General features: G+C 64.7%; 9 protein-coding genes. 2 read left to right on the top strand and 7 right to left on the bottom strand.

Annotated elements, in window-relative coordinates:
• Nucleotides 1-65: 65 nt before the first annotated feature.
• Together CH295_RS14695 and CH295_RS14690 are read right to left on the bottom strand one after the other, a co-directional pair.
• Nucleotides 66-1,520: an MFS transporter gene (locus tag CH295_RS14695; protein WP_094741123.1), complete on the bottom strand. Its 1,455-nt coding sequence runs from the start codon at nucleotides 1,518-1,520 to the stop codon at nucleotides 66-68.
• A complete protein-coding gene (locus CH295_RS14690; protein ID WP_094632693.1) occupies nucleotides 1,517-2,965 on the bottom strand; it encodes a condensation domain-containing protein in 1,449 nt (482 codons plus the stop codon). The genes CH295_RS14695 and CH295_RS14690 overlap by 4 nt, the downstream gene beginning before the upstream one ends.
• 259 nt (nucleotides 2,966-3,224) lie before the next feature.
• On the opposite strand from CH295_RS14690, the gene CH295_RS14685 reads away from it, so the two are divergent.
• Together CH295_RS14685 and CH295_RS14680 are read left to right on the top strand one after the other, a co-directional pair.
• Entirely contained in the window at nucleotides 3,225-4,247 is a 1,023-nt protein-coding gene (locus CH295_RS14685) for an alpha/beta hydrolase (RefSeq protein ID WP_094741122.1), read from the top strand.
• 35 nt (nucleotides 4,248-4,282) lie between these two features.
• Nucleotides 4,283-5,248, top strand: coding sequence for a glucosyl-3-phosphoglycerate synthase (locus CH295_RS14680; RefSeq protein ID WP_094741198.1), 966 nt, complete (start codon nucleotides 4,283-4,285; stop codon nucleotides 5,246-5,248).
• 58 nt (nucleotides 5,249-5,306) lie between these two features.
• Here the strand turns inward: CH295_RS14680 and CH295_RS14675 are convergent, their stop codons facing one another.
• The 5 genes from CH295_RS14675 to CH295_RS14655 form a co-directional block, all read right to left on the bottom strand.
• A complete protein-coding gene (locus tag CH295_RS14675; RefSeq protein WP_094632690.1) occupies nucleotides 5,307-6,896 on the bottom strand; it encodes an AMP-binding protein in 1,590 nt (529 codons plus the stop codon).
• A gap of 99 nt (nucleotides 6,897-6,995) precedes the next feature.
• Nucleotides 6,996-8,264 carry an ABC transporter permease gene (locus CH295_RS14670; protein ID WP_094741121.1) on the bottom strand — a complete coding sequence of 423 codons (1,269 nt, stop codon included), beginning with the start codon at nucleotides 8,262-8,264 and terminating at the stop codon, nucleotides 6,996-6,998.
• On the bottom strand, nucleotides 8,261-9,508 hold the full coding sequence (locus CH295_RS14665; RefSeq protein WP_252342047.1) for an ABC transporter permease: 1,248 nt from the start codon (nucleotides 9,506-9,508) through the stop codon (nucleotides 8,261-8,263). The genes CH295_RS14670 and CH295_RS14665 overlap by 4 nt, the downstream gene beginning before the upstream one ends.
• Complete coding sequence (locus tag CH295_RS14660; protein ID WP_094741119.1) at nucleotides 9,492-10,994, bottom strand: ABC transporter ATP-binding protein; 1,503 nt, start codon at nucleotides 10,992-10,994, stop codon at nucleotides 9,492-9,494. Before CH295_RS14660 ends, CH295_RS14665 begins: the two co-directional genes overlap by 17 nt.
• Before the next feature lie 22 nt (nucleotides 10,995-11,016).
• Nucleotides 11,017-12,108 (bottom strand): BMP family lipoprotein, encoded by a 1,092-nt coding sequence (locus CH295_RS14655; protein WP_230596128.1) that lies wholly within the window; start codon nucleotides 12,106-12,108, stop codon nucleotides 11,017-11,019.
• Nucleotides 12,109-12,117 lie beyond the last annotated feature (9 nt).

Raw genomic sequence — 12,117 nt, 5'->3', positions numbered from 1 at the left:
CGGCTCGAACGCTCGGTTCGGGAAATGGGTTCTTCGATTGCACTGTTGTGCAGTGGATTTCGCAGTCACTGTGGCACACCCGTGGAGACAATCGACTGGTCGGCGTCGACATCCCTGTGAACGCCTCGCGGCAGGGCGGCCGCGACGACGGTGGCCACCGCCATGGTGGCGGCCAACCCGAACAGCACCGTCCGCTGTGACGTCAGGTAGTCGGCGGCCACCGGATCCGAAGGAAGCAGCGCGAAGTACACGGCACCGGTCGTTGCCGTACCCACGGCCGACCCCACTTGCTGGACCGTCGGCAGAATCCCCGAGGCCGAGCCGAGAGCATGCGGTTCCACCCCGGCCACGATGGTGCTCTGCAGCGGCGCGATCACCGATCCCAAGCCGGCACCGACCAGAACCAGCGGGATGGCCATCCACCAAGGGAAGCCGACTCGATCGAGGAAGTCGGTGGTGACGCCGAGGACGAACAGCGATATGCCCATGGCCGCCGCGCCCGCAGCCACGACGCGAGAGTCCCAGCGGCGGAACGACACCGGTGCGGCCACGGACGCGACAATGGCACCGAGCGCAAAGGGAACCGTGATCGCGCCCACGGTCGTCGCGCTGTCCCCCAGGCCGGTCTGCAGTGTCACCGACATCGTCAGGACGAACCCGGTGAACGTGCCGTACACCAGAGCAGACACAGCGCAGCCCAAGGAGAACCCGCGCTCACCGAAGACCCCGATGTCCACCATCACGTGTGCGCCTGCCGCCCTTCGTCGGCGTTCCCACATGGTGAATCCCGCCAGTGTTGCCAAGCCGATCGCCACGGCGGGCACAGCCGCGACGAAGCTCGAGCTCGCCATGACCGGATAGACGATCATCAGCGCCCCGATCGACCACAGGCCAACCCCTACGGGGTCGAACCGTCCACCGCTTCCGACTCCCGAGTGCTTCGACTCGGGTGGGACGAACCGGCGGCCGAGTGCAATCGCGGCCAGCGCTATCGGGGCGTTGATCAGAAATATTCCTCGCCAGCCTGTTCCGAGCATGTCGAGGTGCAGAAGCAGTGCACCGATGGCCGGTCCGGTCAGTCCGGCCAGCCCTGCGGTGCCGCCGTACAGCGCGAACGCGGTGGTACGCCGAGTGCCGGAGTAGGCGGCGGTCACGATTGCCACCGTTTGAGCCGACATCGCCGCTCCCGCAAGTCCTTGCAGCACCCGAGCGAGAACGAGTAACTCTATGGTGGGCGCGTACGCGCAGAGCACCGACGTCACCGCGAACAGTGCAGTGCCGGTAACGAACACGGTTCTGCGCCCGAACACCTCCCCGGTGCGCGCCATCGTGAGCAGCGCGCAGGCGAATGCGAGCAGGTACGCCGTCGGTATCCAGACCTGCTGCGCGCCCGATGCATCCAGATCCCGGCCGATCGACGGCAATGCCACGGTGACGGCGGTGACGTCGATCATCTGCATCGTGACCGCCAGTAGGCAGGCGCACAGCGTCAGCCACGACCCGCGGCGGCGGTGTGTCATACCCTGCTGACGTCCGTGAGCTCGTGCGCGAACACGCTCGCGATCTCCGGCGTGTAGTCACCCGATTCGACGACGGCCGTGAAGATCTCGAATATCTTGGAGAAGTACAGGTCGATCGATCGATCGGCCTCGTCGGTGCCGGGATAGAGAAACTCGACACCAGTGTGGTCCTCGAAGCGGTTGATCCACATGAAGACTTCCTCGGAGCTGCCGCGGTTTCCGTACAGGCCGGCCCCCGCTGCATCCAGTTCGGCTTCGCCCGGCAGCTTCCGAACGTCGACGTAGGAGATCATCGGCGCGGTCCAGCCCGGCTGCGTCGTGATTCCGTGCTCCGGCAGCGCCAGTTCGAGTACCCGGTGGTAGGAGGTGTTCGCCAGCAGCTTGCCGGAGTCGAATGCCTGCTGCGCGAGGACCGCGAGGGTCAGGAACGTCGGCTTCGCACCGAGATCGAAGCGCACGGGAATCAAGCTCGAATACCATCCGATGGAGGCGAATTCGCCCGGCGTCGACCGAGTGCTCTTGGGCGTCAAGCCCAAGTAGCTGCTCCGGCCGGCAAGCTCGTACTCCGCCAGGGCCGCCGCGGCGAAGATGCCTCCGATGAATTTTGCTCCCACTCCCGCACATGCTTCGTCGACGGCCCGGGCCTTCGCGCCGTCGAACAGTGGGAACGAACTGTGCGAGGTCCGCGTGTAGTCGATACTGCTGCGTCCCAAAGGAAGTGGGAACGTCGGAAGATCGCCGCCGTTGTCCGTCACCAAGTCGATCCAGGTCTGGACGGCCGAGGACTCCAGAGTCGTGGCATCGCTCTCGAGGCGTTCGCGCTGGCAGTACTCGAGGTAGCTGCCCGGGGTGAACAGTCCATCGGACTCCCCCGTCACCGCGTTGCGGTAGAGCTGGCGCAGTTCGTAATACGTCAATGCCTGCGAGATACCGTCGGTGTCGAGGTGGTCCACCGCCGCGTACACCACGAAGTGGTCGTCGTGTTCGATCGTGCCGAACGAGAAGCAATCCCAACTGTCGGGACCGGGAGTGCTGTCCTGAACGTGACGCCGAATGGCCTCGGAGTCCGAGGGAGTGCCGAAATCGGTTGGTTCGAGCACGATGTCGGCGACGTCGACCAGGTGGCGCGTCGCCCCCTCGGCCGTCGTGGAGAACCAGCTGCAGAAGGAATCGTGTCGGGTGACGAACGTGTTGAACGCCCGACCCATCGCCGCGCGGTCCAACGTGCCCTCGATTCGGAACGTCACGAGACACAGCCGGGAGAAGCGGAACGACGAGCCTCGGTTACGGAACGCGGCCTCGAGATACGCCTGCTGGATATGGGAAGGGGGTGCCGGGTGGGCAGGCGCAGCCGCGGCAGCAGCTCGCGAGGAGACGGTGGGCGACCACGTGGTGAGCGGTCCTGGAGCTGGCTTCCACTCGTCGATGAGTCCGAATGCGACCACGACACAACCTTTCGAAGGAGACAGAGCGATTCGACGCGGTGAGTGCGTCGGAGGAGTCAGTGGATCATTCGGGCCGAATCGAAGAAACCCCGGCGACGAGGATTTTGGAAAATCGACAAGGATTCGCGGGATACCTGTGTCAGAAATGAGGAATCGTCAACGTTGTTGTCGATTGCAGCCATTCGCTCTACCGTCGGTGACATACCGCGCCCGTCGGACTACTTGTCGTGCGCACCTCCCACGATGTCAGGAACGGTTGATGCTCAGTCGATTTCGCCTCCGGGAGGCGACTGTCTCGGCTCTCGGCGTCGTCGTGACGGTCGTCGTCCTCGTGTCGAGCTCGGCCGCCGTGGCGTCAGCAGAATCGGAGTCGTCGATCGTCGCCGTGGACAGCGCCGGTGCGCGCCGGGACGTCGTGCAGGTTCACTCCGCGGCGATGGATCGCGATATCACCATCGACGTATTCCGGGCAGAGGTGCGCGGTGCGCCCACTCTCTACCTGCTCAACGGCGCAGCCGGTGGAGACGGCGGAAGCAGCTGGTTCGACCAGACCGACGTCGCCGGATTCTTCGGCACCAAGAACGTCAACGTCGTCGTGCCTCGGGGAGGTGCCGCCAGCTATTACACCGACTGGTTGAAAGACGACCCGGTTCTGGGCCGAAACAAGTGGTCCACCTTCCTCGGTCTCGAACTCCCGCCGCTGATGAACGAACTGCTGGGTGGCAACGGCATCAATTCGGTCGCCGGTATCTCGATGGCAGGAACGTCCGTTCTGCAGTTGGCGATCGCCCACCCTTCGGTGTATCGCTCGGTCGCGTCGTTCAGCGGATGTGCGCGCACATCCGACCCGGTCGGTGCGATGTACGTCAGATCCGTCGTCGAAGCCCGCGGCGGCGGATCGACCACCAACATGTGGGGACCTCCCGGTAGCGACGGCTGGGCGGCAAACGACCCCTACGTGCACGCAGAAGGTCTGCGCGGCATCGCCGTCTACATTTCCAGCGGTACCGGAGCGCCCGGCGCTTTCGATGTGCCCGGTGGACCCGGCATCGGAAGCGACTACGGCAAGCTCGCGCAGCAGCTGGCCGTCGGCGCGGTCATCGAAGCGTCCACGGACAACTGTTCCCGTCAGATGCAGCAGCGACTGCAAGAACTCGACATCGCCGCCACGTACAACTTCCGGCCCACCGGAACCCATTCGTGGGCCTACTGGGAACAAGATCTGCACGACGCGTGGTCGGTGATCGCGCCGTCCATGGGCCTGCCGACGGGCACCCGCTGAATCCCCGACGTTCGCGCGACAACGAAGGAAATTGGATGAAACGATTCGACGCTGTCGGCACACCCGCTCTTGCCGCCACATGGGTTCGACCCCCGTGGCCGCTCGCGGAGATCGTTCGGGCCAAGCGCGGCCGGACCGTGTCGGTTGTGCTCCCGGCGCTCGACGAGGAAGACACCGTCGCCGGCGTCGTCTCCTCGATGACGCCGCATCTGGGCGGCTTGATCGACGAGGTGGTGGTTCTGGATTCGGGGTCGACCGATCGCACAGCGCAACGGGCACGCAGTGCAGGGGCCACAGTGGTCTCGCGGGAGGAGGCGCTCCCGGGCACACCCGTTGTGCGCGGCAAGGGTGAAGTGCTGTGGCGAGGGGTGGCCGCCACCTCGGGCGACATCGTCGTGTTCGTGGATTCCGACCTGGTCGAGCCGGGCTCGCACTTCGTCCCTTCGCTGGTCGGCCCGTTGTTGATGACAGAGGGCCTGGAGCTGGTCAAGGGCTTCTACCGCCGGCCGCTGACGATCGGCGACAGCACGGACGAGGACGGCGGGGGCCGCGTCACTCAACTGACGGTGCGGCCCCTGCTGACCGCACTGGTGCCGGAACTCGCGGGAGTGTTCCAGCCGCTGGGCGGCGAATATGCCGCCACCAGGCAATTGTTGGAGTCCCTGCGGTTCGCCCCGGGCTACGGTGTCGAAATCGGTCTGTTGTTGGACACCTATCACCGGCTCGGCGCGAGCACGATCGGACAGATCGGCCTCGGGACCCGTCGGCACCGGAACCGGCCGACCTCCGAACTGGCCGTCATGAGCCGCCAGATCGTCGCCACGATGTTCTCGCGGCTGGGCCTGACCGACTCGGGAGCCGGTTTCACGACGTTCGAGACGTCCGGAAATCAACTCTCCACGAAGATCGCACCGCTCTCACTCGTCGACCGCCCACCGTTGATCACGCTGGACCAGTACACCCGCACCGCCCGACGTCATGCGATGAGCCAGCCCGTCTGATACGAACGCACCCCCCACCGTCGAACATGGTGAGGGGTGCGAGCGTCGAACTGCGGAGCTACTTTCCGGTCTCCGCGGCGCGCAGGTCCTTGCGCAGAATCTTGCCGGCCGCGGACTTCGGGACGATGTCGATGAACTCGACACGTCGTACCTTCTTGTGCGGCGACACGCGCTCGGCGACGAAGGCGATGATGCCCTCCTCGTCGATGGTGGCACCCTGCTGGCGGACGACGAATGCCTTGGGGATTTCTTCGCCCTCGTCGTCGAGCACACCGATGACGGCGGCGTCGGCGATCTCCTCGTGCGTGAGCAGCAGAGCCTCGAGCTCGGCCGGGGGCACCTGGTAGCCCTTGTACTTGATCAGTTCCTTGAGGCGGTCGACGATGTAGACGACACCCTCGGGATCGACGACGGCGATGTCGCCGGTGTGCAGGTAACCGTCGGAGTCGAGGGTTTCCGCGGTGGCGGTGGGGTTGTTGAGGTACCCGACCATCACGTTCGGTCCCTTGACCCACAGCTCACCGGGCTTGCTCAATCCCTCTGTGGGCAGGTCGATCTCCTCGAGCGTGCCCGGGTCGACGAGCTTGTTCTCGGTGTTCGCCAGCGGCTGGCCCACCGAGCTGAGCGGCATGTCGTCGCGATCGAACGGGATGGCGTGGCTGACGGGGCTGAGCTCGCTCATGCCGTAGCCCTGACGGACCCGCGTGTTCAGACGCTTCGCGACGGCCTTGCCGAGCTCCTCGTCCAGTGGTGCGGCGCCCGAGAAGATGGTGTGCACGCTGGAGAGGTCGTACTGATCGATGAGCGGGTGCTTGGCGAGCGCGACGGCCACCGGCGGTGCGATGAACAGGTACGTCAGCTTCTGATCCTGAATGATCCGCAGGAATTCGACGAGGTCGAACTTCGGCATCGTCACCAGATGCGCGCGCAACTTCAGCGCGATGTTGAGCAGCACCGTCAGGCCGTAGATGTGGAAGAACGGCAACAGCGCCAGGATCGCGTCGTCGCTGTCGATACCCACGCGCGGTTCCATCTGCGCCACGTTCGCGACGAGGTTGCGGTGGGTGAGGATGACGCCCTTCGGCACACCCGTCGTACCGGAGGAGTACGGCAGCACTGCGACGTGCGTGGCCGGATCGAAGGAGACCTCGGGGGCCGGCGCGCCCTGGGTGAGCAGGTCGCGCAGGTTCGGGTGGCCCTCTGCGCCGTCGAGCACGATGACGTGATCGGCGTCGAGGCCGACCTTCTCCGCAGCAGCCTTGGCCTGCGGGTACAGCGGGGAGACGGTGAACAGGAACTTCGCGCCCGAGCCGGTGAGCTGCTTGGCGATGTCCTCGGCCGTGTACAGCGCATTGATGGTCGTTGCGGTTCCGCCTGCGCGCAGGATGCCGTGCAGCACCGACGCGAATGCGGGCACGTTCGGCGAGTGGAGTCCGACGACGTCGCCGACCTCGAGTCCACGTGCGGCCAGAGCGCCTGCGATGGCGTCGATCTGACCGATGAGCGACTTGTAGGTGGTGACCGCACCCGACGTTCCGTCGATCAGTGCAGGCTTGTCGAGGTCGGACTCGGCGATCGATCCGAACAGGAAGTCGTAGACGCTGAGTTCGGGAATCTCGACATCGGGAAAGGGACTGCGGAAGCTCATGGCTCTCCTTCGAAAAACTGCGGCAACAATGACCGAACCCTACAGTGAAAGCGGTCACAACGGACAGCGACCCTACCGCTGAGTCAGGTAGTGCGGGCGCTAACTTCGCGACGCATACGGTTTACCGGCTGCGGCCGGTCCTCGGACGTGGCCCACCAGGCCCGCGACGGCGAAAATGGTCACCAAGTAGGGCAGCATCAGCATGAATTCGCTGGGCACGGGCGAGCCGATGATGCCCAGTACGTTCTGCAGGTTCGACGCGAATCCGAAGAGCAGTGCGGCCAACGTCGCGCGTACCGGATCCCAGCGGCCGAAGATCACGGCGGCGAGAGCGATGTAGCCGGCACCTGCCGTCATCTCCTTGCCGAACGCGCCGACGGAGCCGAGGGTGAAGTACGCACCACCGAGTCCGGCGATGGCACCGGCGAGGCAGACATTCCAGAAGCGGGTGCGTGCGACGTTGATTCCGACGGTGTCGGCAGCTTGCGGGTGTTCACCGACGGCACGCAGTCGCAGACCCCATTTGGTGTGGAACAGCCCGAAGAAGACGAGCGCCACGGCGATATACATCAGGTACACGATGAGGGTCTGTCGAAACAGCACCGGACCGAGAATCGGTATCTGCGAGAGCACCGGAATGTCGATGCGCGCGAACCGGGGTGGCGAGTTCAGTGTCTCGGCGTTCTTGGTGAGCACCACCGAGTACAGGAAGCTGGTCAGTCCGACGACCAACACGTTGAGCACCACACCCACGATGACCTGGTTGACGAAATAGCGGATCGAGAACACGGCCAACAGAGACGCGGTGAGCGCCCCGGCGATCAGTGCCGCCAGTAGCGCGACGTACGTCGAACCGGTGATCGAGGCGACGACGGCGCTGACGAAAGCTCCTGCGAGCAACTGACCTTCGATGGCGATGTTGATGACGCCGACGCGTTCGGAGATCACGCCGCCCATCGCGCCGAAGATCAGTGGAGTACTCAGAGCTACTGCGCCGATGAGCAATCCGGGCACCGGGATGGTCTCGCCGTCGGCTGCCCAGGCCAGGAATCCGAACACGAACAGCACTGCGAACACGGCGAGCAGCCACAGAGGCGTCGAGCGGTACTGCGAGGCGAGCAGCGACGCGTAGGCGGTGATGACGGCCAGCAACACGACCACGACGAGACCGGTGCCGAACGACGGCACGCCCACGGCAGGCAACGCGAAGAAGTCGTCCTCCGACGCCAGCGCGAATGTGCTTGTACCCGAACCTCTCTGGACGACGAACAGCACCAGGGCGAGCAGTGTCACGACGCCGAGGATCGACGGAACCTTCCAGCTTCGACCCAGTACCGCCTCGGCGGGGGCGTCGACGGACGTGGTCACAGTGCACCCACCTTCGCGGTCTCGGCCTTCGCGAGCTTCTCTTCACCTGGTTTGGGCAATCGGAACACGGCTCGAACCAGTGGCGGTGCGGCGATGAACAGCACGATCACCGACTGCACGACGAGCACGATGTCGATGGGTACGCCTTCGGCCGCCTGCATGGCGAACCCACCGGCCTTGAACGCGCCGAACAGGATTCCCGCGAAGAACACGCCCCAGGGTTTCGATCGCCCGAGCAGTGCGACGGTGATGGCGTCGAATCCGATGCCGGCGTCGATGTCCGCACTGAAGCCCGTGGTGACGGTGCCCAGCACCTGTGCCACACCGGCCAAGCCGACGAGCGCACCCGACAGAATCATCGCGTACAGGTAGATCCGGTTGACGTTCATACCGGCGACGCGCGAAGCGTGCGGGTTCTCGCCGACGGCGCGGAAACGGAATCCGAGGCTCGATCGCTCGAGCAGCCACCACACCGCGATCGTCACGAAGATCACCAGTACGAAACCGAGGTGCAGGCTGTAGCGGTCGCCGAAGAGCTTGGGGAACACCGCAGTCGACGCGATGGGCGCGGTCTTGGGATTGTTCGATCCCGGTGCCTGCAGAGCACCGGGAGTGCGCAGCAGGTACGCGACGAGATAGAACGCGATGTAGTTGAGCATGATGGTGACGATCACCTCGTGGGCGCCGGTGCGCGCCTTGAGGAATCCGGCGATGCCGCCCCACACTGCGCCGCCCAGGACTCCGGCGAGTACGGCCACCAGCAGGTGGATCCCCGCAGGCAGGTTCACTCCGAATCCGACCCAGCCTGCGCACGCAGCGGCGATGAGCATCTGGCCTCGGCCACCGATGTTGAACATGCCGACGCGGAAGGCCAGTGCCACACCGAGTCCGGCGACGATCAGCGGAGTGGCGAAGGTCAGCGTCTCCATCAGCGGCCTGATGCCGTTCTCGAATCCGGGACGCCGGAAGTTGTACACCGAACCCTGGAACAACGAGGAGTACGCTCCGGCAACGGAATCCCAGATCGCCTTGAGCATGTCCGAGGGACGGGAGAAGAAGTACCCGGCCGATTCCTGCACGCCCGAGTTGGTGGCGGCGATGAGCACCGCACCGACGATCAGCGCGAGAAAGACTGCGAGAACAGAGATGATGGCGCTGCCGGTGAAGATCTGCCGCAACACGACATGTGACTTCGACGGTTGCTGGGATACCGGCGGCTGCTCGGCCTCACTCACTTCGCTCACCGCCCATCATCAATCCGAGTGTTTCGCGGGACGTATCCCCGGGGACGATTCCCACGATTGCTCCTCGATACATGACGGCGATGCGATCGGCCAGTGCGGCGACCTCATCCAGTTCGCTCGACACCACGATGACCGGGATCCCCGAGTCTCGGGTGGCGACGATGCGTTTGTGCACGAATTCGATGGATCCGACGTCGATTCCGCGAGTCGGCTGCGCCGCGACAAACAGTCGCAGATCGCGGCTCAGTTCTCGGGCGAGCACCACCTTCTGCTGGTTGCCACCGGAGAGGCGGCCGACTGCGGTGCCGATTCCCGGTGCGCGAACGTCGAATTCGCTGAGCTTCTCCGAGGCGAACTTGTCCAGATACTCGCGTTGCACCGCGCCGCGCCGCACGAACGGCATGCTGTTGGAGCGATCGAGCATCAGGTTCTCGGCGATGGAGAATTCGCCCACCAGTCCGTCGACGGTGCGGTCCTCGGGGACGAAGCCGACGCCTGCGTCGAGCACGTCCTGCACCGTCGACCCGACGAGTGAGTTGCCGTCGAGGCTGACCGTGCCGGATACGTTGTCCTGCAAGCCGAGCAGGGCTTCGACGAACTCGGTCTGACCGTTGCCCTGCACGCCTGCGATGGCGAGGATCTCTCCAGCCGCGACTTCGAGGCTGACGTCGTCGACGGTCTTGTTGCCCTGGGCGTCGAACACCGACAGGTTCTCGATCACCAGTGCCGCGTCCCCGGGCGTGGCCGGGTCCTTCGAGACGGTGAGCTGCACGTCGCGTCCCACCATGAGTGCAGCGAGCTCGGTGTTGCTGGCGGTCGGCTGCGCTTCTCCGACGACCTTGCCGAGCCGGATGACGGTGATCTTGTCTGCTACTTCGCGTACTTCGCGCAGCTTGTGGGTGATGAAGACGATCGTGGTGCCCGACGCCGCGAGTTCCCGCATGATCCGCATCAGATCGTCGGTTTCCTGCGGCGTCAGGACGGCCGTCGGCTCGTCGAACACGAGCACCTTGGCCTCACGAGAGAGTGCTTTGACGATCTCGACCCGCTGCTGCACGCCGACGGGAAGGTCGTCGACGAGAGCATCGGGATCGAGGTCGAAGCCGAACCTCGCGGATATCTCCCGCACCAGCTTTCGCGCTGCCACGAGGTCGAGTCGTCCACCGAGCGAGGTGGTTTCGTTACCGAGCACGATGTTCTCGGCAACGGTGAACACCGGAATCAGCATGAAGTGCTGATGCACCATGCCGATCCCGGCAGCCATCGCCTCGCCGGGTCCGGCGAAATTCTGCTCGACGTCGTCGAGCAGAATCTGGCCTTCCTCGGCGCGATACAGGCCGCTGAGCACGTTCATCAACGTGGACTTGCCTGCACCGTTCTCGCCCAGGAGGCAGTGGATCTCGCCGGATTCGACGCTCAGATCGATGTGGTCGTTGGCGATCAACGAGCCGAATCGTTTGGTGATACCGCGAAGTTCGAGCTTCATATCCCTTTACGACCGCTTGGTGCTACTTGGGTGCCGACGGCGACTCGACGGTGATGGACCCGTCGATGATGCCGGCCTTGATCGTGTCCAGCTCGCCCTGCAGTGCGGGGTCGACCTCGGACTCGAAGTCGTGGAACGGTGCGATCCCGACTCCGTCGTTCTCGAGCGTGCCCACGTACGGGGTGTTGTCGAACGCATCGGCACCGGAGTTGGCGACGACCTCGTCGACGCTGGTCTTGAGTCCCTTGGTCACCGACGTGAGCAGCAGGTCACCGACCGAGGGGTCGGATTCGAAGACGTCGGCGTCGGCACCGATGAGGGCGACGGGACGCGAAGAGTCGCGAATGGCCTGTGCCGCACTCTGATAGATGGGACCGCCGACCGGGAAGATGACGTCCGCGTTCTGGTCGATCAGACCCTGGGCGGTGTTCTTCGCGACCTCGTTGGCGGTGAATCCACCGGTGAACGAACCGTTCTGCGAGGGTACGTCCCAGCCGATGACGCGGACTGCCTGGCCCTTCTGCTCGTTGAAGTAGTTCACGCCGTCGGCGAACCCGTCCATGAAGATGGTGACGGTCGGCAACTGGGAGCCACCGAACGTACCGACCACTCCGGTCTTGCTGTAGCTCGCGGCCGCGTAGCCGGCGAGGAATGCGGACTGCGACGCGTCGTAGGTCAGCGGCTTGACGTTCGGCAGATCGATCGTGGAGTCGTCGATGATCGCGAAGTCGATGTCGGAGTTGGCCTCGGCTGCCACCTTGGTGGCGTCGGCCAGATCGAATCCGACGGTGACGATGAGGTTGCAGCCCTGATCGACGAGGTTGTTGATGTTGGGGCCGTAGTCGGTGGGCGACGCGGACTCGACGGTGCGTGGCTCGACGCCGAGCTCTTCGGATGCTTCGGTCAAGCCCTCGAACCCGAGCTGGTTGAACGACTTGTCGTCGAATCCGCCACTGTCGGAGACCATGCAGGGCAGGAAGTCACTCGATCCGCCTCCGCCCGATCCTTCGTCTTCGGGGGCAGATCCACAGCCTGCGATCAGGGCGATGGCACCGAGCGACGCGACGCCGCCGAGTGCTGCCTTCCGCGTACTCGTGCGGGTAACGAATGACAAGATGTCCTC

The organism is Rhodococcus sp. 14-2483-1-2 (assembly GCF_002259405.1).
GTDB lineage: Bacteria > Actinomycetota > Actinomycetes > Mycobacteriales > Mycobacteriaceae > Rhodococcoides.
Note: the sequence above shows the minus strand (reverse complement) of the source record. Positions and strands in the feature narration are given on the sequence as shown.

What these genes read in the sequence shown, in the direction of transcription:
- CH295_RS14695 (WP_094741123.1), bottom strand. Translation starts at nt 1,520, where the DNA reads ATGACACACCGCCGCCGCGGGTCGTGGCTGACGCTGTGCGCCTGCCTA.
- CH295_RS14685 (WP_094741122.1), top strand. Translation starts at nt 3,225, where the DNA reads ATGCTCAGTCGATTTCGCCTCCGGGAGGCGACTGTCTCGGCTCTCGGC.
- CH295_RS14680 (WP_094741198.1), top strand. Translation starts at nt 4,283, where the DNA reads ATGAAACGATTCGACGCTGTCGGCACACCCGCTCTTGCCGCCACATGG.
- CH295_RS14675 (WP_094632690.1), bottom strand. Translation starts at nt 6,896, where the DNA reads ATGAGCTTCCGCAGTCCCTTTCCCGATGTCGAGATTCCCGAACTCAGC.
- CH295_RS14660 (WP_094741119.1), bottom strand. Translation starts at nt 10,994, where the DNA reads ATGAAGCTCGAACTTCGCGGTATCACCAAACGATTCGGCTCGTTGATC.